This window comes from Novosphingobium sp. BL-52-GroH (genome assembly GCF_044813085.1).
Lineage (GTDB): Bacteria > Pseudomonadota > Alphaproteobacteria > Sphingomonadales > Sphingomonadaceae > Novosphingobium.
The window spans coordinates 1,216,054-1,236,842 of record NZ_CP171152.1 but is presented as its reverse complement, the minus strand read 5'-3'; the positions used below and the strand labels follow the sequence as shown (position 1 = coordinate 1,236,842).

General features: G+C 67.8%; 19 protein-coding genes and 1 riboswitch. Of the genes, 8 read left to right on the top strand and 11 right to left on the bottom strand.

Features of this window, described 5'->3' with window-relative positions:
- Window positions 1-41 precede the first annotated feature (41 nt).
- Window positions 42-1,181, bottom strand: coding sequence for a cell wall hydrolase (locus tag ACFFDA_RS18435; protein ID WP_404482238.1), 1,140 nt, complete (start codon window positions 1,179-1,181; stop codon window positions 42-44).
- Between the two features lie 272 nt (window positions 1,182-1,453).
- A riboswitch (cobalamin riboswitch) is annotated at window positions 1,454-1,659 on the top strand.
- A gap of 103 nt (window positions 1,660-1,762) precedes the next feature.
- Here ACFFDA_RS18435 and ACFFDA_RS18430 point away from each other — a divergent pair.
- Genes ACFFDA_RS18430 through ACFFDA_RS18415 form a run of 4 tightly spaced genes read left to right on the top strand, consistent with a single transcriptional unit; the run spans window position 1,763 to window position 6,454 of the window.
- Complete coding sequence (locus ACFFDA_RS18430) at window positions 1,763-3,643, top strand: TonB-dependent receptor plug domain-containing protein (RefSeq protein WP_404482237.1); 1,881 nt, start codon at window positions 1,763-1,765, stop codon at window positions 3,641-3,643.
- Window positions 3,640-4,737 carry an ABC transporter substrate-binding protein gene (locus ACFFDA_RS18425; protein ID WP_404482236.1) on the top strand — a complete coding sequence of 366 codons (1,098 nt, stop codon included), beginning with the start codon at window positions 3,640-3,642 and terminating at the stop codon, window positions 4,735-4,737. Before ACFFDA_RS18430 ends, ACFFDA_RS18425 begins: the two co-directional genes overlap by 4 nt.
- On the top strand, window positions 4,734-5,711 hold the full coding sequence (locus ACFFDA_RS18420; protein ID WP_404482235.1) for a FecCD family ABC transporter permease: 978 nt from the start codon (window positions 4,734-4,736) through the stop codon (window positions 5,709-5,711). Before ACFFDA_RS18425 ends, ACFFDA_RS18420 begins: the two co-directional genes overlap by 4 nt.
- The gene (locus tag ACFFDA_RS18415) at window positions 5,708-6,454 is read left to right on the top strand and encodes an ABC transporter ATP-binding protein (protein ID WP_404482234.1); all 747 of its coding nucleotides are present in this window, start codon (window positions 5,708-5,710) and stop codon (window positions 6,452-6,454) included. Before ACFFDA_RS18420 ends, ACFFDA_RS18415 begins: the two co-directional genes overlap by 4 nt.
- Before the next feature lie 129 nt (window positions 6,455-6,583).
- On the opposite strand, the gene ACFFDA_RS18410 is transcribed toward ACFFDA_RS18415, so the two are convergent.
- Window positions 6,584-6,739, bottom strand: a complete 156-nt coding sequence (locus ACFFDA_RS18410; protein ID WP_404482233.1) for a hypothetical protein — start codon at window positions 6,737-6,739, stop codon at window positions 6,584-6,586.
- 72 nt (window positions 6,740-6,811) lie between these two features.
- Window positions 6,812-7,384 carry a septal ring lytic transglycosylase RlpA family protein gene (locus ACFFDA_RS18405; protein ID WP_404482232.1) on the bottom strand — a complete coding sequence of 191 codons (573 nt, stop codon included), beginning with the start codon at window positions 7,382-7,384 and terminating at the stop codon, window positions 6,812-6,814.
- Between the two features lie 115 nt (window positions 7,385-7,499).
- Here ACFFDA_RS18405 and ACFFDA_RS18400 point away from each other — a divergent pair, with 115 nt between their 5' ends.
- Entirely contained in the window at window positions 7,500-9,032 is a 1,533-nt protein-coding gene (locus tag ACFFDA_RS18400; RefSeq protein WP_404482231.1) for an ABC1 kinase family protein, read from the top strand.
- Between the two features lie 652 nt (window positions 9,033-9,684).
- Here the strand turns inward: ACFFDA_RS18400 and ACFFDA_RS18395 are convergent.
- Complete coding sequence (locus ACFFDA_RS18395) at window positions 9,685-11,115, bottom strand: IS1182 family transposase (RefSeq protein ID WP_404477461.1); 1,431 nt, start codon at window positions 11,113-11,115, stop codon at window positions 9,685-9,687.
- A gap of 96 nt (window positions 11,116-11,211) precedes the next feature.
- Here ACFFDA_RS18395 and ACFFDA_RS18390 point away from each other — a divergent pair, with 96 nt between their 5' ends.
- A complete protein-coding gene (locus ACFFDA_RS18390; protein ID WP_404482230.1) occupies window positions 11,212-11,601 on the top strand; it encodes a hypothetical protein in 390 nt (129 codons plus the stop codon).
- A 112-nt stretch (window positions 11,602-11,713) separates the two neighbouring features.
- Here the strand turns inward: ACFFDA_RS18390 and ACFFDA_RS18385 are convergent, their stop codons facing one another.
- The 3 genes from ACFFDA_RS18385 to ACFFDA_RS18375 all read right to left on the bottom strand — a co-directional run bounded on the left by ACFFDA_RS18385 (window position 11,714) and on the right by ACFFDA_RS18375 (window position 13,339).
- On the bottom strand, window positions 11,714-12,169 hold the full coding sequence (locus tag ACFFDA_RS18385) for a hypothetical protein (protein ID WP_404482229.1): 456 nt from the start codon (window positions 12,167-12,169) through the stop codon (window positions 11,714-11,716).
- Between the two features lie 261 nt (window positions 12,170-12,430).
- On the bottom strand, window positions 12,431-12,820 hold the full coding sequence (locus ACFFDA_RS18380) for a hypothetical protein (protein WP_404482228.1): 390 nt from the start codon (window positions 12,818-12,820) through the stop codon (window positions 12,431-12,433).
- An 84-nt stretch (window positions 12,821-12,904) separates the two neighbouring features.
- On the bottom strand, window positions 12,905-13,339 hold the full coding sequence (locus ACFFDA_RS18375; RefSeq protein ID WP_404482227.1) for a hypothetical protein: 435 nt from the start codon (window positions 13,337-13,339) through the stop codon (window positions 12,905-12,907).
- A 155-nt stretch (window positions 13,340-13,494) separates the two neighbouring features.
- Between ACFFDA_RS18375 and uvrA the strand changes: the two genes are divergently transcribed.
- On the top strand, window positions 13,495-16,455 hold the full coding sequence (gene uvrA / locus ACFFDA_RS18370; protein ID WP_404482225.1) for an excinuclease ABC subunit UvrA: 2,961 nt from the start codon (window positions 13,495-13,497) through the stop codon (window positions 16,453-16,455).
- Window positions 16,456-16,707: 252 nt separating this feature from the next.
- On the opposite strand, the gene ACFFDA_RS18365 is transcribed toward uvrA, so the two are convergent.
- Window positions 16,708-17,037 carry a helix-turn-helix transcriptional regulator gene (locus ACFFDA_RS18365; protein WP_404482224.1) on the bottom strand — a complete coding sequence of 110 codons (330 nt, stop codon included), beginning with the start codon at window positions 17,035-17,037 and terminating at the stop codon, window positions 16,708-16,710.
- Between the two features lie 634 nt (window positions 17,038-17,671).
- On the opposite strand from ACFFDA_RS18365, the gene ACFFDA_RS18360 reads away from it, so the two are divergent.
- A complete protein-coding gene (locus ACFFDA_RS18360; RefSeq protein WP_404482223.1) occupies window positions 17,672-18,688 on the top strand; it encodes a hypothetical protein in 1,017 nt (338 codons plus the stop codon).
- Here the strand turns inward: ACFFDA_RS18360 and ACFFDA_RS18355 are convergent.
- The 3 genes from ACFFDA_RS18355 to ACFFDA_RS18345 all read right to left on the bottom strand — a co-directional run bounded on the left by ACFFDA_RS18355 (window position 18,640) and on the right by ACFFDA_RS18345 (window position 20,781).
- Window positions 18,640-19,218 carry a TIGR00730 family Rossman fold protein gene (locus ACFFDA_RS18355; protein ID WP_404482222.1) on the bottom strand — a complete coding sequence of 193 codons (579 nt, stop codon included), beginning with the start codon at window positions 19,216-19,218 and terminating at the stop codon, window positions 18,640-18,642. The two genes, ACFFDA_RS18360 and ACFFDA_RS18355, sit on opposite strands and share 49 nt — an antisense overlap.
- A 4-nt stretch (window positions 19,219-19,222) precedes the next feature.
- Window positions 19,223-19,756, bottom strand: a complete 534-nt coding sequence (locus ACFFDA_RS18350; RefSeq protein ID WP_404482221.1) for a phosphoribosyltransferase — start codon at window positions 19,754-19,756, stop codon at window positions 19,223-19,225.
- 83 nt (window positions 19,757-19,839) lie between these two features.
- Window positions 19,840-20,781, bottom strand: coding sequence for a LysR family transcriptional regulator (locus ACFFDA_RS18345; RefSeq protein ID WP_404482220.1), 942 nt, complete (start codon window positions 20,779-20,781; stop codon window positions 19,840-19,842).
- Window positions 20,782-20,789: the final 8 nt, after the last annotated feature.

Genomic DNA, 20,789 nt, shown 5'->3' with positions numbered 1-20,789 from the left:
TCCGCTTGCAGCGGGCCGGTGCCGCTCGAACGGCACGAACGTCAGTTTTGCGGGCTTGCGATCCAGCGGCCCGAGTTCGCGTACTCGGCCTTGACCCCCTGGGAGCCCGGCAGGTTCTGCGCGCGGTAGAGGGATTCGCCGCCGCGCTCCTCCACCTGGCTCGAATAGACGGGAGCGGTCGCGGCCGCGGCTTGCGGGGGCGGGGCGGGGGGCCTGGCCGGTTCGGCCAGACCGAAGGCGCGCTGCACCGCCAGCGGGTCGAGCGCGGCGGCGGCCGCGGCGGCGATCGCCGATTCGTCGCGGCGGTGCGGCGCGGCCACCGGCTCGCCGCCGAAGTAGGTGTAGTGGAAGGTCGCGGGGTTCCCGGCGGTGCCGCGGAACGAGTAGAAGCGATGGGCGCCGATCGTGCCCAGGTACTGCAGGCTCGGCGCCCAGTAGGGGCTGACCTGGACCGTGTGATAATGCGTGGCGAGGCCGACCGGCGCATAGACGTAGCCGGCGAGCGCATCGCGCGCGACGGTCTCGGCGCGGTCCCAGAACAGGCGCTGGGGGTGGCGGGCCAGCGCCCCGTCGCAGGTGAACGAGAACTGGCAGCCGGTCGACCGTTCCGACCCTTCGTAGACGACGCCGCACACGGTCTTGGGATAGGCCGGGTGCGCCACGCGGTTGAGCACGACCTGCGCCACCGCGCGCTGCCCGGCGTCGGGCTCGCTCGCGGCCTCGTAATAGATCGCGGCGGTGAGGCACTGCAGTGCGCGGCTGCGGTCGACGCCGGAGTTGTCGATCCTGAGCGCGCGCGCGGTCGGCCCGGTGCCCAGGGTGGGGCCGGACACGGCATCGTCGGCGTCCGAGCGGATGCCTTCGCCCACGCGCAGCGGCGCCGGCGCAGTGTCGAGGTAGTAGAAGGCCGAGCCCGGGAAGCTGGCGCCGGCCTGCTCGAAGGGCATCGGCGAAACCGCGGTCTCGGGCGAGACGGCGTCGGCGATGGCGAAGCGCTCCCACCCGGACGGCTCGGCGAAGGCAGGCAAGGCGACCGCGGCGAGCGCGGTGACGCCGAGCGTCCAGCGGCGGCGCAGCTTGACCGGATGGTGCCGCCCGACCCCGCGCACGCGGCGGGCAAAGCGCCCCGAAAAGTCGCGCGGGCGCTCGAAGGTCTCGGTTTCCCGGAATGCACCCCGCAATCCGGCCCGGAATCCGGCGTCCGCCGTCGTAGCGGCTTCGGGTCCGGAAAGGGGGAGGGATGGGGGCACTCGAATCCTGATCCAAAGGGAGGCGCATGTCTGCACCCCCGGCCTTACCGTCTATTGCGAGTGGCGCATCCTGCCATTCGGCGTCGTCCCGTTGCGGTACAGGGTGGGCGTATAGGCTTAAGCGGTTAAGATTTGGCCCCATCGTCCCGGGCCGCGCCGGGATGGCGGATGCGCAAGCTTGCAAACCGCGCACCCTCGCCCTATCGGCGCGTCACGTCATGGGTGCCCGCAAAGCCGGGCCTAAGAGGGAAGCCGGCCGCGAATCCGGCGCTGTCCCCGCAACTGTGACCGGAGAGTCCGTCTCCACGCGCGCCACTGGCCGGATTTCCTTGCGAGGGATGGGGCTGGGAAGGCGGGGACGGGCGATGATCCGGGAGCCAGGAGACCTGCCCAGACGGTCGTTCCGCAGCCGGACGGGGTGTTCCGGGTGCAGCGAGCCCACGCGCCATGAGGAAGGGCGCAGGTGCCTCCGCCATGAACGGCGAAAACGTTCAAGGTTCGGAGGACATAGAATGAAGTACCTGTTTCTGATCGGCACCGCGCTGGCTGCGAGCACTCCTGCGATGGCGCAGGACGCGCCTTATGCCGATGAAGGCGTGATGCCGACCGCGACGCGGATCGAGCCCCTCGTCGTCACCGCCAACCGCACGCCCACCCCCATCACCCAGGTCGGCCAGTCGATCACCGTGGTCACCCGCGACGAGATCGAACGCACCCAGGCGACCACCGCGACCGACGTGCTGGCGCGCATCCCCGGCATCTCGGTGGTGCAGGCGGGTGGCTTCGGCCAGCCTTCCAGCGTGTTCGTGCGCGGCGCCGAGAACGCGCAGAGCCTCGTGCTGATCGACGGCGTGCGCATCAACGATCCGGGCGACGTCGGCGGCGGCTTCGACTTCGGCGCGCTGACCATCGGCCAGTTCGACCGCGTCGAGGAGGTGCGCGGGTCCTCGGGCGTCCTGTGGGGCAGCCGCGCGATCGGCGGCGTCATCAACTTCATCACCGAGCGCCCGACCGAGCAGTGGACCGCGCGCGCCCAGGCCGAATACGGCTGGCGCGACCGCAAGCAGGCGAGCGTCTCGGCCGCCGGCCTGATCGGTCCGGTCGGGCTGACGCTGGGCGGCAACTGGCTCAAGGGCGACGGCTTCTCCGCCTTCGACGAGCGGCGCGGCGCCACCGAGAAGGACGGCTTCGAGAGCAAGAGCGCCAACGCGCGCGCCGAGGTCGAATTGGCCGAGGGCCTGTCGGTCGATGCCGGCGGCTTCTACACCAAGGCGGACTACGACTACGACAACACCGGCGCCGATGCGCTCAACCTGGGCCGCAAGCGCGATACGCTGGGCTATGCCAACGTGCGCTACACCGGCCTCGACGACCGGCTGTCGGCGCGCGTGGGCTATGGCATCAACGACACCCGCCGCGTGTCGGACGACGCCGAGTACGGCCCCTACATCACCAACGGCCGCACCGAGCGCTTCGAAGGCCAGGTGAGCTTCGCCCCCGTCGAGATGGCCAGCGTCCAGCTTGGCGCCGAGACCGAGAAGCAGAAGTTCGACGACAACTACGGTTCCAGGGATTCGACCTCGCTCGACAGCTACTACGGCAACCTGACGCTGCGCCCGCTGACCGGGCTGACGCTGAACGGCGGCGTGCGCTACGACGACCACGAGGACTTCGGCCACAAGACCACGCTGGCCGCCAACGGCGCCTGGGTGATCGGCGAGGGCATCGACGCGCCCGTACTGCGCGCCAGCTACGGCGAGGGCTTCAAGGCGCCCTCGCTCTACCAGCTCTACCAGACCGGCACCTACTACGCGTTGAAGTCCGAAACCTCGAAGAGCTGGGACGCGGGCATCGAACAGCCCTTCGCGGCCGGAACCGGGCGCTTCACGCTGACCTACTTCGATCGCAAGACGAAGAACCTGATCGACTATACGTCGACCTACGATCCCGAGAGCGGCTTCTTCCTGGGCTACTACTACAACGTCGGGCGGGCGCGGGCGAAGGGCGTGGAACTGGGCATGCAGGTGGCGAACTGGGAAGGCTTCGACCTGAACCTCGCCGCGACCTACCTCGACGCCACCAACGAACTGACCGGCGCGCGCCTCGCCCGCCGGCCGCGTACCAACTTCTACGCCAGCCTCGACAAGGCGTGGGAAGTGGGCCTCAAGCTCGGCGCGGACTTGCGCGTCGGCGGCGGGCGCTACGACAATGCGACGAACACGCAGTACGTGGGCGGGAACGTCGTCGTCGGCCTGCGCGGCGCCTTCGCGGTGACGCCCAACGTCGAAGTCTACGGCCGGGTCGAGAACCTGTTCGACGAGCACTACGAAGTGGTGCGGACATACGGCACGGCCGGCCGCTCGGCCTATGCCGGCGTGCGCGTGAAGATGTGAGCCACGGGTCGGTCCCGGCCGGCGCGGTTCCTCCCCCGGGGGGAGAAGCCGCGCCGGAAGCCCCCGTCGTCCCGGGTTCGCCCCGGACCCGTGGGCAGGGGCCGGCTGACCTCGCGGCCGGGCCCGCCGGCCGCCGTGATCGGTCGCAGGCTGTCGCCTCGGGGCTTCGCCGTCCCGGGTCTGGCCCGCCACGACGGGGGCTCGCGGCGCTGGCGGCGCTGGCGCTCGCCGGCTGCGGCCAGGATGCACCGGTCGCAGATGCGGCCCGGCCGCGGATCGTCTCGCTCAATCCCTGTACCGACGCGGTGCTGGCCGAAGTCGCCGGCCCCGGACAGTTGCTGGCGATCTCGCACTACAGCCGCGATCCGTCGGCAACCTCGATGGACATCGCCAAGGCGCGCCGCTTCGCCACGGTGTCCGGCTCGGTGGAGGAAGTCGCCGCGCTGTCGCCCGACGTCGTGGTGGCCAGCAGCTTCCTTGCCCCCGCGACGGCGCAGGCGCTGCGCGACCTCGGCATCCGCGTGGTGCTGGAGCCGATCCCGAGCGACGTCGCGGCATCGCTGGCGCAAGTGCGCAAGCTGGCCGCGCTGACCGGCAACCGGCGCTCCGGCGAGGTCCTCGCCCGCAAGATCGAGGTCGCGCTGGCCGATGCGGCGCCGAGGCCGGGGACGGCGCCGGTGCCGGCGCTGGTCTGGCAATCGGGCGGCATCGTCGCGGGCGAGCATACCCTCATCGCCGAGCTGATGGCGCGCTCCGGCTTCGTCAATGCGGCGGCGGCGCGCGGGCTGGCCCAGGCCGACTACCTGCCGCTCGAGCGGGTGCTGGCCGATCCCCCGCGCGTGATCTTCACGGTCGGCTCGCCGCTGGCCGAGGAGGACCGCATGCTGCGCCACCCCGCCCTGTCGCGGCTGACCGGAGTGACCCGCGTCCCGCTCGACAGTTCGCTGCTGTGGTGCGGCGGCCCCACCATCCCGCGCGCGCTGGGTCGGCTGGCCCAGGTTCGCGCGGGGCTGCCGACCGTCGCCTCGACAGGCATGGCGCCGGCCACTGGCGCCTCGACAAGCGAAGCGCCGTCGCGCAAGGCCCTTCCGTGAACCGCCGCCTGATCCTGATCCTCGCCGCCGCGCTGGCGCTGGCCGTGCCGCTCTCGCTGCTGGCGGGCCGCGTGTGGATCGACCCGTTCGCCACGGCGCCCGGCGCGCTCGGCCGCAATGCCGCGCTGATCCTGTTCGAACTGCGCCTGCCGCGCGCGGCGCTGGCGCTGGTGATCGGCGCGGGGCTGGGCGCCTCGGGCGCGGCGATGCAGGGCTACTTGCGCAATCCGCTCGCCGATCCCGGCCTGTTCGGCATCGCCCCGGGCGCGGCCCTTGGCGCGGTGCTCAGCTTCTGGACCGGCTATGCGGCCTCCGCCTGGCTGCTGCCGGTCTTCGCCCTGGTCGGCGCCGGCGGGGCGATGGCGCTGCTCGCGCTGATCGCGGGGCGGGAGGGTGGCATCGCGCTGTTCACCATGGCCGGGCTGATGATCGCCAGCCTCGCCGGGGCGCTCACCAGCCTGGCCATCAGCCTCTCGCCCACGCCTTTCGCGATGAGCGAGATCGTCACCTGGCTGATGGGCGCGCTGGCCGACCGGTCCTGGCGCGAGGTGGGCATCGCCGCGCCGCTGACGCTGGCCGGCATCGCCCTGCTGCTCGCGGCCGGGCGCGGGCTCGATGCGCTGACGCTGGGCGAGGCCGCCGCGCGCTCGCTGGGCCTCGAGCCGCGCAAGCTGCAGGCGCTGATGATCGCGGGCGTCGGCCTGACCGTGGGTGCGGGCGTCGCGGTGGCCGGGGTGATCGGCTTCGTCGGCCTGATGGTCCCCCATCTCGTGCGCCCGCTGACCGACCGGCGGCCGTCCTCGCTGATGGTGCCGAGTGCGCTGGCGGGAGCCTTGCTGCTGCTCGTCGCCGACGTCGCCTGCCGCCTGCTGCCGCTCACCGGAGGCGAGCTGCGGCTGGGCATCGCGCTCAGCCTGATCGGGGCGCCGTTCTTCCTCGCGCTGCTGCTGCGCTTGCGCTGGGGGGCGCCATGACCGCGACGCTGGGCACGGTCGACCTCCGGCTGGCGGAGCGCCTTCGCGACCTCACCCTCTCGGTACACGCGGGCGAGGTGACGGCGATCTGCGGGCCCAACGGCGCCGGCAAGTCGACGCTGCTCTCGTGCCTCGCCGGCCTCGTCGCGCCCGACGCGGGGGTGGTGGCGATGGGCGGCCGGCTGCTGCGGGCGGTCCCGGCGAAGGAACGCGCGCGCGGCATCGGCTACCTGCCGCAGGCGCCGGAGATCGCCTGGGACGTCACCGTCGAGGTGCTGGTCTCGCTGGGGCGTCTGCCCTGGGAGGACGCGCGCACGGCCGAGGGCCGGGAGGCGATCGAGGAGGCGATCGCGGCGATGGACCTGGCGGCGTTTCGCGATCGCCCGGTGACCCGCCTGTCCGGCGGCGAGCGGGCGCGGGCGCTGATGGCGCGCGTTCTCGCCACGCGTCCGGCCTGGCTGCTGGCCGACGAGCCGCTCGCCAACCTCGACCTGAGCCACGCGATCACGCTGATGCGGCGCTTTCGCGAACAGGCCCGGCTGGGGCGCGGGGTGGTGCTGGTGCTGCACGACCTGGCGACGGCGATGAACTACGCCGATCGCGTCATCGTGCTGGAGAAGGGCCGTCTCGCCGCCGATGGCGAACCGGGCCGCGCGCTGTCCAGCGCGGTGATCGAGCGCGTCTGGGGCTGCGATGCACGCTGGCTGGGCGAACCGGGCGCACAGGCCCTCTCGCTGGGGTAGGGCCCGTCGACCCCGGCGCAAGCGCGGATGAGCGATGCGGCACCGCGTAAACCGCAACGGGTTGCTTCCCCGGCCTGCGCCGGGGTCGCAATGGCGATCTAACGTAAAGTCATGGCTGCGGGCGCCGCTTCAGGAGCGGACGAAATGCCCGTTCGACCAGACCCGCATGTCCGCGTTCTTTTCGCTTTCGCGTACATGCTCCTCGCGCTGGCGATCGAAGATGAGCGATCCGGTGGCCCGCGCGAAGCGGCTGCGGCGGAAGGGGATTTCGGCTCCGATGTTCATGATGCTTCTCCTCTCGAGGAGACAACGCGGGCGCGGGGGTTCGGTTCCACAGGTGGGGTGCGGGAAGCGGCGTCACCGCGTTCCCACGCCACGCGCGAACTGGTCCTGCAGGCTGGCGAGCGCGCGGGGCGAAACCTGCGGCAGTTCGCGCGCCGGCTTGCCCTTGCGCAGGGCGGCGCGGTCCTTTTCGGAGGGCTCGACCACGCGAACCCGCACTGCCGCCTTGCCTTGCGCGCGCACGCCCAGCAGCTCGGCGGCGCCTTTCGACAGGTCGATGACGCGCGCCGCCTCGCCATAGGGGCCACGATCGTTGACGCGCACGACGATGCGCCGGCCGGTGTCGAGCGCGGTCACCTCGACGTAGGAGGGCAGCGGCAGGGTCTTGTGCGCGGCAGTGACCCAGCCGGGCCGGAAGCGCTCGCCATTGGCGACCTGGTTGCCGCTCTCGTTGCCGTACCAGGTGGCGTAGCCGAGCATGTCGTAGCCGGGCTGGGCGGCGGGCACGTAGGTCGTGCCCCGGACCTTGTAGGGCGGGCCGATCCGCACCGGCACGTCGCTCACCGGACGATACTTCACGCCGCCGCCGCAGGCCGCCAGCGCGGCGGCGAGGGTCAGGACGAGGGCATTGCGGATCGGGCCGGACATGGCACCAGACTAGGCGCGGGGGCCGCGCGCTCCAACGCCGCGCCGGCGCCTTTCCACAAGCGCGGCGGAACCGCGCCCGGCCCGGCCGGTTGCCCATCCCGAGAAGGAGTGCGCGATGCCGACGATCCTGCAGACGATGACCGTGGCCGCGCGCGACCGCGCCCGCATGGCCGAGGTCAGCGCGGTGGTCGCCCGCTTCGGGCTGGACTCGCTGCTCGCCCGGCTCGGTTCGGGGCGGACCGGCGAGTCCGCGCGCGAGGATGCCGACCTGCCCACCCGCACTCGCCGCGCGCTGGAGGCACTGGGGCCGACGTACGTGAAGCTCGGCCAGATCCTCGCCACCCGGCGCGACATGCTGGGCGACGAGTGGATCGCCGCCTTCGAGCAGCTCCAGAGCGATGCCCCGCGCCTGCCGTTCGAGGCGCTGCGCCCGGCCGTCGAGGCGGCGCTGGGCGAACCGCCCGAGACCGCCTTCGCCCGCTTCGACACCGAGCCGCTCGCCGCCGCGTCGATCGCCCAGGTCCACCGCGCGACCCTGCACGACGGGACGGACGTGGTGGTCAAGATCCGCCGCCCCGGCATCCGCGCGGGGATGGAGGCGGACTTGCGCCTGCTGCGCCACCTCGCCGCGCTGGCCGAGGCGAGGAGCGTGGCGGTGCGGCGGATGATGCCGGCCGCGATGATCGACCAGCTCGGCCGCGAGATCCTCGACGAACTCGATTTCACCAACGAGGGCCGCAATGCCGACCTGCTGCGCGCCGACCTCGCCCCGATGGCGCGCGTCGTCGTCCCGGCGATCCACTGGTCCTGCTCGGGCGAGGGGCTGCTGGTGATGGACTACGTGGCGGGGGTGCCCCCGCGCGACCCGGCGGCGCTGCGCGAAAACGGCATCGACCCGGGCGCGATCGCGGACCTGGGCGCGCAACTGGTGCTGGAAATGGTATTGGTCAACGGCCGCTTCCACGCCGACCCGCATCCCGGCAACCTGCTGTGCCTGCCGCCCGTCGTGCCCGGGGAGGGGGACCGGCTGGCGCTGCTCGACCTCGGCTCGGTCGGCTTCGTGTCGCCCCGCCGCCAGCACGAGTTCCTGACCTTCATCCTCAGCCTGCGCGGCAACGACCCGGGCGGCGTCGCCGACATGCTGGGCCTGTGGTCGCAGGCGGGGGACGTGCCCCGCGAACGCCTGCTGGTCGCCGCCGAACGCCTCGTCGCCCGCCACGGCACCGGGGCGCTGGTGCTCGACGCGATGGTCGCGGACTTCTTCCCGCTGCTGCGCCGGGAAGGGCTGGTGCTGCCGCCCGACCTGGTGCTGATCTTCAAGGCGATGGTGACGATGGACGGGGTGCTGTCCGGCATCGCCCCCGGTTTCGACCTGTCGCAGGCGTTGACGGCGCTGCGCGGCCGCCTCGTCGCCTCGCGCCTTACCCGCCTCGCCGCGCCCGACCGGCTGGAAGCGGTGCTGCTGGAGCTGTCCCGCCTCTCCGCCGACGCGCCGCGCCTGATGCGGGCGGCCACCGCGCGGCTGGAGAAGCCTGTGGAGCCCCGGCCCGAGGCGGCACCGGGACCAGCGATCCGCCAGGCCGGACTGCTGGTGGCAGCCGCCATCGTGCTTCACGCGCTGGCGGGAGTGGTCGCGGGGCTTTTATGACGAGGGCGGGAGGCGCGCGCGGTGTGGGAGACATTCGCCTTCGTCGCCGACCCCGACGCGCCATCCGCCCGGCCGCTCGATCGGCAGGCTGGACCCTGAAACAAGGTCAGGCTCACGACAGGTTCCGGTCGGGGCAGTCGGGAGTCATTTTGGCGGTTTTGGGTGGAAACCTGCTGTTCAAGCCGAATTTGGATAGTACAAAAAAACGCGATCAATGTCCGAGGAGGGTTTTCCGATACGGAAGATGATAAATCTATCGGTAGATATCACGCTTTTGTATATAAAATAAACATGTCCATCATTAGATGATGTTGAAGACAGATAGCTAATCTGATCGAATTCATCGGGTGTATTTATATTATTGCGACATTGTTCGATTTTTCTCGATAAAAAATCGTTCGGACGAATTGATATCTTTTTAAGATCAAACCCTCTGTCTGGTGGCGATAGTTTACTAGGGAAGTCGTCGCATGGCCTATGCTGGCAACCGCCGCTGATAAGGACAATTGCCAGTACGCTGGGATTCAATCGCATATTGAGTTTGTTCATTCTCTACCTGTGCAATGGTCACTGAATGACCGCAACGGGTGGAGGCTGTGTGAAAACGCGTTGTCTGTTTTTGAAGTAGCAGGCGCGTGGTGGCTCCTTCGGCTCAGCCTTTCATCGCCGCGATCATCCTCGGGGCGCCGAGCATGTTGATCGCGCGCTTCATGTTATAGGCGAGGACGTGGAGGCTCATTTCAGTTCCGACCTTCTCCAGGGTCCGGGTCTTGAAGTGGCTTCTTCCCATCCAGTCCTTGATTGTGCCGAACACGTGTTCGACGGTTCGTCGTCGGACGCGCATGGCGTCGGGCATGCGCTCGAGCCTTGCCTGCATCGTCTCGATCACGTGTTCGTGCTCCCACCGCTTGATCCGCCGTTCCTTGCCGGTCGTGCATTGCGGCTTGATCGTGCAAACGCCGCAATGACTGGACCAGTAGGCATGGAGCCGCAGGCCATGTTCGACTGTGGTAAAGCGGCGGGGGAGCGTTTCTCCCGCAGGGCAGCGATAGCTGTCTGTGGCCTGCTCGTAGCGGAAGTCCTGCTTGCCGAACCGTCCGTCAGCCTTGGCTCCGGAGGTAAGCGGCCTGGGACAGATCGCGGTAATGCCTTCTTCCTCGCAGGCCAGCACCTCGACGCCTGAGAAGTAGCCGCGGTCGGCAAGTACGGTCAGTTCGTTCGATCCGATCGCCGCGCGTGCCTTGCGGCCCATGTTCGCCAGTTGCGAGCGGTCATGACCGACATTTGTCACCTCATGCGCCACGATCATGTGACTGTCGGCATCGACCGCCGCCTGGAGGTTGTAGCCGACCAGCCCCGTTCCCTTCCCGGCACTTGCCATCGCCCGTGCATCCGGGTCGGTCAGCGAGATCTGACGGTCAGGTGCGTCCGCCACCACACGCTCCATCTCCTGAAGCTCGCGCATCTGGCGACGTAGCGCCTCGAGCCGTTCGCCAAGTCGCTTGGTGCGGACCTGCGCCACCACGTCCTCCTGCCGGTCAGCAGTGTCGAGCAGGCCGAGATAACGCTCGATGCTCGCCTCGATCTGCTCCATCCGCCGTCGGATTGCTCCAGGGGTGAAGTTCCTGTCGCGCGTGTTCACCGCCTTGAACCGGCTGCCGTCCACCGCCACGGTGCCGCCAGCGATCAGCCCCAGCTCGCGGCACAACACCACGAACCGGTGGCAACTCGCCCGGATCGCCTCGCCGCTGTTGCGGCGGAAGTCTGCGATTGTCTTGAAGTCGGGCGCCAGCTTGCCTGTCAGCCACATCAGCTCCAGATTGCGTCCAGCCTCGCGTTCAAGCCGGCGGCTCGACTGCACCTGGTTGAGATAGCCATAGAGGTAGAGCTTGAGCATCGTTGCCGGATGGTACCCCGGACGGCCTGTCGCCGCCGCATCGCCAAAGCCTAGCGCTGACAAGTCCAGCTCGTCGACGAACACGTCGATCACCCGAACCTGGCTGTCCTCGGCAACGTAATCGTCAATGCAGTCCGGCAGAAGCTGAACCTCCCGCCGATCACAACCCTCGATGAAACGCCCCATCTCACGCCTTCCCAAACAGGCATAAAACATAGCAGATCACCGCGTTTTCACACAGCCTCGGTGGAAACCTGCCGCTTAGAGGCATACGGTTGGTATATGAAAATCGCCGCATACGCTCTTGTCATCAGCATCGCCGGTGCTGCTTACCAGCCGACACGAGCCGAGAATTTGAGCGATAATGCGCTGCCTCATGCCTGCAGTGACGTAGTGGTAATAGGGCGAGTAAAGAACGGCGAGCAGACACCGGTCGAAAACGCTGAAGATATATTAGGACATAGTTGGGTAGAAGCGACCATGAAGGTTCGTAAGGTGGTCGTTGGTCAGAATTTGCCGCAGGTAATTCCAGTCTTGTATTTCGCGCATGTCCCGATGCGGGAAGATCGCGACTTTATGTTTGTGCTTGCCAAAAACGAGGCTGGCGCGTGGGAGATCAAGACCGGGCAGCTAATGTCCACTCGTCCTCACTTGAAGCCAAGCTGCGATTGAGTGTCTGAAAAGGGGCGTATTCGGTCAGGCCAGTTTTCTTTTCGCGCGGCGAGCACCGGACGGGCCGCTACAGAGCGCAGCGCTCGGCGTCCTGAGGTGCCGAAAGGGGTGGTTAGTTGCCTTTAGCCCTAACCGCTTTCCGTATTGCTCGGGGGATACGAATCCATGCGAGGAGCATGTTACCTCCATATAGCCATAGAAATGCAAACGTCGCGTATCTTGCAGAGCCTGCAACCCCGTCGTTTGCGAAGCCAAAGAGAAAAAATATACCGGCGGCGACAACGCAAAAAATCAAAGCATGCAAGCTGCGCAAATCATATTTAAGAATACGTCCTTGAGTGCTTTCTTCGATCCAAAATGCTCCTTTCTCATATGCGACCATTGAGAGCCAGCTTGGACCAAACGCATTCTCGAACAGAGAAGTATGAAACGCACGGTACCCGACACGTTCTTCTGTGAGAGGCTTTCGTTGCTGATCTAACAATGCCTCGATCTGGTCCAACGCTTCTTCGCCGGAGGTGTTGCCGATGTGCGTTGAGCCGCGCAGATGCCATATATTGTCCAGCATAACTGCGGCTTTACCGTGGTATCGCGATGTCCGCTATGAGGGCGGTGACGGAATTTCCGCTGTCGGCGTCGCGGAGGCCTAAAGCGGACTTTCCGCTGACGCCCCGAACCGGAAAAGTGCGCCTCGAAAGCAGGAGAGCGTCATCCACGACGCCGCGCGACGATACCAAGCTCGCCGCTGCGTGTGCCGGGCCCCATTCCCCGAGCGCAGGGCTGCATGCCCGCCAGCCCGCAGCATTCACCGGGCAGTTCGGCGATGCCCCTACCGCCTGTCGCAGCGGTCGTAATAGCCCGCGCGGCAGGCGTCGACGTCCTGGCGCCATTCGGCCATCGCGCGGTCGTACTGGCGGCGCTGGCGGGCGTAGTCCGCGCGGGCGGCGGCATAGTCGCGAAGGTCGGAGGCCGGGGCATCGTCGTCGTCGTCGCGCACGTCGCGGGTTGCGGCATGGTCGCGCCAGCCTTGCGCGTAGCCGGCGTCGCGCTTGCGGACATAGTCCAGCTGCGCGCGGTTGAGGCGGCGGATCGTCTCGCGGTCGCGCGCGGCGGCTTCCGGCGTCATCGTGGGGTCGTGCGGGTCGTCCGCCAGAACGGGAGTGGAAAGGACAAGCGCGATCATCACGCCCGCCAGCCGTATCTTGCGCGAAACCGCCATTGCACTCGAACCCCGTCAACCCCGATGGCCGATTGTGACGGCAGCGGGGCGCGAATGCAAAGCGGTTGCGACGAGCGGTTGGCGTCAGTCGCCGGAACCGGGGAGAGTGGGGTCCGCGGGGCAGCGAGCGGCATCGCCGTTCCAGCAATAGGGGTTGCGGCGTTCCCACTGGGTGCGGTCCTGGCGATAGGCCTGTTCGGCCTCGTCGTGCCGGGCGAGGGCATCGGCATAGCGCGCACCCTCGCGCTCGGACTGCATTTCGTTGAGGGCCACGGCGGTGTCGTGATGGTCTTCGCTGGCCCGGTTGGCCTCCACTTGCGCGCGGGCGGCGGCGGCCTGCTCGGCGTTGAGCATCTGGCGGCGGGCGGCGGCGTCGCCTGCATCGCCTGCATCGCCGGTGGCGGCGGCGGGCTCGTCTGCCGGCGCGCCGGCCTGCGCGAACGTGGCGGCCGGAGTGGCCAGGGCGCAGACCGCGAACGCGGCGGAAAGGTCGAACATGAGGCGCGGAAGCGTGCGCATGGGCTATCTCCTGTCGTTGATGCCTTTGCGGGAACAACGCGGTTCGTCGCGCCGCCGTTCCCCGGCCCTTGCCTCATGCCCGGGGCACCCCATCTTCTGCGAAACCCGCGCGGCCCTCTTGATGAGGGCGAACAAATCTGGAACATACCGCCTCCATGAGTCTCACCCACATCACCGTGCGCGGCGCGCGCGAGCATAACCTCAAGGGCTTCGACATCGCGCTCCCGCGCGAAAAGCTGATCGTCATCACCGGGCTGTCGGGCTCGGGCAAGTCGAGCCTGGCGTTCGACACGATCTACGCCGAAGGCCAGCGCCGCTATGTCGAGAGCCTCTCGGCCTATGCGCGCCAGTTCCTGGAAATGATGCAGAAGCCCAACGTCGAGCATATCGACGGGCTCTCCCCCGCGATCTCGATCGAGCAGAAGACCACCAGCCGCAACCCGCGCTCGACGGTGGCGACCGTCACCGAGATCTGGGACTACATGCGCCTGCTGTGGGCGCGCGTGGGCATTCCCTATTCGCCTGCCACGGGCCTGCCGATCGAGGCGCAGACCGTCTCCAACATGGTCGACCGGGTGATGACCCTGCCCGAAGGCACGCGGGCCTACCTGCTGGCCCCCGTGGTGCGCGGCCGCAAGGGCGAATACCGCAAGGAACTGGGCGAATGGCAGCGCGCCGGCTACACCCGCGTGCGCATCGACGGGGAATTCTACCCGATCGAGGACGCCCCCGCGCTCGACAAGAAGTTCAAGCACGACATCGAAGTGGTGGTCGACCGCATCGCCGTGAAGGACGGCATCCAGACGCGGCTGGCCGACAGCTTCGAGCAGGCGCTCAAGCTGGCCGAGGGGCTGGCGTACATCGACCTTGCCGACACCACGGTGGCGGAACTGGCCGGCGAACCCGCGCCGGCGCCCAAAAAGCGCGGCAAGGCCAAGGCCGCCGAAGCCGATACGGGCGAAGCCGCCACCCCCGCCAAGGGCATGAAGAATGCCGGCCTCCCCGCCAACCGCATCGTCTTCAGCGAAAAATTCGCCTGCCCCGTCAGCGGCTTCACGATCGAGGAGATCGAGCCGCGCCTGTTCTCGTTCAACGCGCCGCAGGGGGCGTGCCCGGCCTGCGACGGCCTCGGCGAGAAGCTGCTGTTCGACCCGCAACTGGTCGTCCCCAACGAGCACCTGACGCTCAAGCAGGGGGCCGTGGTGCCCTGGGCCAAGTCCAACCCGCCCAGTCCCTATTACATGCAGGTGCTCTCCAGCCTCGCCGCGCACTTCGGGTTCGACCTGACGACGCCGTGGGACGCGCTGAGCCCCGAGGTGAAGATCGTCATCCTCTACGGCACGGCGGGCAAGGCGGTGCCGCTGACGTTCAAGGACGGGCGCAAGGAATATACCGTCAACAAGCCGTTCGAGGGCGTGATCGGCAATCTCAACCGCCGCCTCATCCAGACCGACAGCGCCTGGATGCGCGAGGAGCTGACCAAGTTCCAGACCGCGCAGCCTTGCGAGACCTGCGAGGGCAAGCGCCTCAAGCCCGAGGCCCTGTCGGTCAAGATCGCCGGCGCCGACATCGCCACCGCCGCGCGCTTCTCGGTGTCGGACGGCTTCGCGTGGTTCGGCGAGCTGGAAGCCAAGCTGACCGACCAGCAGAAGCAGATCGCCAAGGCCATCCTCAAGGAGATCAACGAGCGGCTCGGCTTCCTCAACAACGTCGGGCTCGACTACCTCAACCTCGATCGCACCAGCGGCACCCTGTCGGGCGGCGAGAGCCAGCGCATCCGCCTCGCCAGCCAGATCGGCTCGGGCCTCTCGGGCGTGCTCTACGTTCTCGACGAGCCCAGCATCGGCCTGCACCAGCGCGACAACGACATGCTGCTCGTCACGCTCAAGCGCCTGCGCGACCTCGGCAACACCGTGATCGTGGTCGAGCACGACGAGGACGCCATCCGCACTGCCGACTACATCGTCGACCTCGGCCCCGGGGCCGGCGTCCACGGCGGCGAGGTGGTGGCCGAGGGCACGCTGGCGCAAGTGCTCAAGAGCAAGAACAGCCTCACCGCCGCCTACCTCAACGGCACGCGGGCAATCGAGGTGCCCAAGAAGCGCCGCAAGGGCAACGGCAGCTTCATCACCGTGGAGAACGCGCGCGCCAACAACCTGACGGGCGTGACCGCCAAGTTCCCGCTCGGCACCTTCTGCTGCGTCACCGGCGTCTCGGGTTCGGGCAAGTCCTCGCTCACCATCGACACGCTGCAGGCGGGGGCCTCGCGCCAGCTCAACGGCGCGCGGGTGATCGCGGGCGCGCACGACAGGATCAAGGGCCTGGAAAAGTGCGACAAGGTCATCGAGATCGACCAGTCGCCGATCGGCCGCACCCCGCGCTCCAACCCGGCGACCTACACCGGCGCCTTCACCCAGATCCGCGACTGGTTCGCCGGCCTCCCCGAAAGCCAGGCGCGCGGCTACAAGCCGGGCCGCTTCAGCTTCAACGTCAAGGGCGGCCGCTGCGAGGCGTGCCAGGGCGACGGCCTCATCAAGATCGAGATGCACTTCCTCCCCGACGTCTACGTGACGTGCGAGGAATGCCACGGCAAGCGCTACAACCGCGAGACGCTGGAAGTGAAGTTCAAGGGCATGTCGATCGCCGACGTGCTCGACATGACGATCGAGGACGCCGAGGAGTTCTTCAAGGCGGTCCCCCCGATCCGCGACAAGATGCACATGCTCAACGAAGTGGGGCTGGGCTACGTCAAGGTCGGCCAGCAGGCGACGACGCTCTCGGGCGGCGAGGCGCAGCGCGTGAAACTGGGCAAGGAACTGGCGCGCCGCTCCACCGGGCAGACGCTCTACATCCTCGACGAACCCACCACCGGCCTCCACTTCGAGGACGTGCGCAAACTCCTCGAAGTGCTCCACCGCCTCGTCGACCAGGGCAACTCGGTGATCGTCATCGAACACAACCTCGACGTCATCAAGACCGCCGACTGGATCATCGACATGGGCCCCGAAGGCGGCGTGCGCGGCGGCGAGATCGTCGCCGTGGGCACCCCCGAACAAGTGGTCAAGGAACCCCGCTCGTTCACCGGGCACTACCTCAAGCCGTTGCTGGGGAAGTAATAGCGAGCGGCCGGCGGGCGCAGTTCGAGGACGCCTTGCGCGTCCTCGTGGAACGGCGGATTTCAGGGGAAACGGCAGCCGCCCACGCCTTCAAGAGCTTCCAGAAGATGTGTGAACCGCCGTCGCTTGAAAAGCGGGCACAAAGTGTCGCCCGCCGTCGCGCAGCGGGATGAAATCGTCAGGACTGGAGCGTGGTGGGAGCAGTTCCTCCCGAGATGGAGAGGTGCGCCGGATTTCGAAAAAGAGCCACCTTCAGGTGTTGAGGTCGCTCTTCCAGATCTCTGGTTCTGCCAGCAGGCTATCGACGATCTGGTTGAGGCTTTGTGCGATGGTCTTGATAGCCATGACCGGAACCGGATTGACCCTGTCGTCCGGCGATTTCATTTCGTTCATGAATAAATGGGCTGCCTTCGTGCGGCTGCTTACTTCCAAACGCTCCATCGCCCGCAGCACATGATTATCGACCGTGGAAGGGGATATGCCCAATTCCCGAGCTATTTCTTTGGATTTCAGGCCTTTTCCTACCAATTTCAGGCATTGACACTGCCGCCTTGTCAGAAAAGAATTTGGCGAACTTGACATCTTTTTCCTTTTGATCTTGCTTGGATACATAATCGCCCGTGTGGGGCCGTTTACCCCATAAATTATCGTTAACAGGGCCATCCCGGAGATAAAAAACCTTTTTTAACAGTCGCAAAAGGTTAATATTAGGTAAAATTAGGTAATCACGTAGGTGCTCATCGCCAGTGCTCGAGGGGTCGGTCGCGGGCAGAATGATCCGGTGAATGGCGGATTGGCCATAGCCCCGGGGGGGCTTTGAAGGCGGGGGCGTCTTCGAAGCCTGCTATCAGTCGGTCTGCGAATGCAGACCTACCCGCTGCAACCCATCACACGGGAAAGCAGGAAGTACGGGCCTACGTGCTGGACTTCCTGCTTTCCTACACCTTCCCACATCCGATAAATAACCAGTCCCCCTCGGCGCGCGCCCAAGCCGCTCCTTGGGCTTTCGTGGCTTTCCGCTTGTGCGAGGTGGACGATGACGGATTTTTCGGACGACTTCAGTGTGAACGATGGGGCGGGGGAAGCGCCTGTGCCTCTCCACCATCCTGCAGATGGTCCCCCTCTCACGGAGGGAGAGGAACGCGTCCGGTTCGGGCGGGGGTGGATACCCGTCTCGCGCGACATCGGCCTTCCGGGCGGGGAGGCGGGGGCGTCCTTGCCCCCGGGCGCATCGGAAAAGTCCCGGGCGCGCGAGGGCGATGGCCCTCGTATCTTTTCTTCCTCCTCCGCTTCCGATCTTCTGGAATCAGGACTGCCCTTCGTCTCCCACACCGCCTGGGACCCGGCGCGCAAGGTGCGGTTTCTCGACCATCTCGCGGGCAAGGGCGACGTGCGGGCGGCCTGTGCGGCGGTGGGGATGAGCCGGACCTCGGCCTATCTGCTGCGGCGGCGCGACGGTCTGTTCGCGCAAGGGTGGGCGGCGGCGCTGGTGCTGGCGCGGGCGCATGTCGAGGAAGTGCTGGCGACGCGGGCGCTCGACGGGGTCGAGGAGGCGGTGTGGTTTCGCGGCGAATGCGTGGGCACGCGGCGGCGCTTCGATACGCGGCTGCTGCTGGCGCATCTCGGGCGGCTCGACCGGGCGGCGCAGGACATGGCCGGGGCGGTCGCGACGGGGGTGGTCGCGGCGGGGGCGGTCGCGGTGGGGCCGGTCGGGGTGGGGGCGGGCGCGTGCGAGGGTGGGGGCGAGGACCTGGCGGCGCGCTTCGACGAGGTGCTGGCGCTGGTCGCGGGCGAGCATCCGGGCGCGGATCTCGTCGATCTCGCCATGGCCGGGGAGGCGTGCGGGGAGGCGGAGTCGTTGCCGCCGGGGCGCGAGGCCTATGTCTGCGCCAGTGCCGGGGCGGCCTTCGACGCGGCGAGGGAGGCGTGGCTCAACGCGACCGAGGCGCTCGATGCAGGGCCCGATCCGGCCTGGCCGCGGGCGCCCGATCCTGCGGCGTTCCGGCGGGCGAGCGCCGGGCGCTGGGACGCGTGGCAGGCCCGCGCCTTCGCGCGGGTGGATGCGATGGCGGGGATGGAGTTCAAGTCACTCCCTCCCCGGAGCGGGGAGGACCTCTCGGAGCGGGGAGGTCCTTCCGGACGGTGTAAACCGTGTAAACCTCGGGCGCCGGGTCGGGCCTCTGGTCAGACGTCCCGGGCGCCCAGCCAGTGTTCGTTTTCGGGGGGCGTGTAGTTGACGATGCGGTCGATCATCGTCTCGGGGTCCTTCTCGACGATCAGCATCGCGCGGTGGCGGGGCTGGAGGAAGCCCTCGTCGACGACGTTGTCGATGAACTGGCGCAGGCCCGAGTAGAAGCCGCCGACGTCGAGCAGGCCGACCGGCTTGTTGTGGTAGCCGAGCTGCGACCAGCACCAGGCCTCGAACATCTCCTCGAAAGTGCCGATGCCGCCGGGGAGGGTGACGAAGCCGTCGGCGAGGTTGGCCATCATCGCCTTGCGCTCGTGCATGGTCTTGACGACGTGGAGTTCGGTGATGCCCTGGTGGTCGTGCTCGCGGGCGCGCAGGGCTTCGGGGATGACGCCGATGACTTCGCCGCCCGCGGCGCAGACCGCGTCGGCGATGACGCCCATCAGGCCGACCATGCCGCCGCCGTAGACGAGGCCGATGCCCCGGCTCGCCAGCAGGGTGCCGAACTGCTCGGCGGCTTCGCGGTACACGGGGCTGTTGCCGGCGGAAGAGCCGAGGTAGACGCAGATCCGCATGCCGTCAGCCCAGTCGTTCGGGAACGGAGCGGGCTTCCTCGACGATGGCCTCCTTGGTGCCGACCGACTCCCAGGGGAAGACGAACCAGCGCTTGTCCTCGTCGCGGTCGATGGCATCGACCCACAGCTCGGCGACGGCCTTGGAGCGGGTATTGGTGATGAGGACCGCGAAGCGCAGGTTGTCCGGTTCGCAGCCGTTGTTGCCCAGCAGGGTGCGGATGTATTCGATGGTGCCGCCGCTGTCGTTGATGTCGTCGACGAAGAGGAGGCGGCGGCCTTCGGCGCTCATCCCGGCGACTTTGCCGAGCAGTTCGTCGGCGAAGCCCGGGACTTTGGCGGAATGGTCGATCGAGAGCATCGGCAGCTCGAGCTGGTGCGAGATGTAGACCGCCGGCACCAGACCGCCGCGGCCGACGCCGATGACGAAGTCGGGCTTCCACTCGCCTTGTGCGATCTTGCGCGACAGGACGCGGACTTTGGCGAGGAAGTCCTCGTAGTATTCGAGGTAGTGCAGTTCGGGTTCGGCGCTGTGGCTCATCTCTCGCGAATCCTGTGCGGGCGATGTGGGGAAGCCCTTGCGGATATCCGTCCTGGGGCGCGAGGGCAATCGGGCGGGGGCGGTCAGTCCCCGGATTGCGCCTCGCGTCGCATCGATTCGGGGTAGCTGAGGCGGGCGAAGCCGACCTCGATCTCGGACAGGACGATGCCGGCGGCGTAGGAGGGGTTGCGGGCGGCATTGGTGCACAGCGCCAGCGTCATCGGCCGCAGCAGGGCGTCGGAGATGCGGGTGAAGGAGAGCAGGCCCGACTGCACCTCGGTGATGACGTCGAGCGAGGAGAGTATGCCGATGCCCACGCCTTCCTGCACCAGCGAGGTTATCATCTGGATGTTGTCGGAAGTGGCCTTGCGCTCGACGTCCATGCCGGTGGCGCCCATCAGGACGTCGATCTGCTGGCCGACGGCGAGGGTCTCGGCGGGAAGGATCAGCGGGGAGCCGTTGCAGGCGGAAAAGCGGGCCTCGCGCAAGTTCCCGAGCGGATGACCCGCCGGGGTGATGAAGCCGAGCACCACCTCGACGAAGGCGCGCACGGTGAGGTCGCGGTAGGACTGGGGGTCGAACAGGATGCCGAAGTCGACCTCGCCGTTGGCGACGGCCTTGCGCACGTCGTCGTTGCCCAGCACGCGCACGCCCACGGTGATGCCGGGATAGCGCTCCTGGATGGCGCGGACGGCCTTGGGGATATGGCCTTTCGACAAGGCGTTGATGATCGCCATCTCGACGTGGCCGCGTTTGAGGCCGCGCAAGTCCTCGATCTGGGCGCGGATGTCGACCATGTTCTTCTGCCAGCGGTTGCCCGCCGCCATCATGATCTCGCCGGCCGCGGTGAGCCTGAGGCCGGTGGGCAGGCGCTCGAACAGCGGGGTGCCGATGTCCGCCTCGACGTTGAGGATCTGGCGCGCGATGGCCGAGGCGGAGACGTTCAGTTCGTCCGCCGCCTTGCGGATCGAGCCGTGGCGGCCGACCGCCATGAAGTATCTCAGGAAACGCGAGAACGCGGGCATGGGGCTTT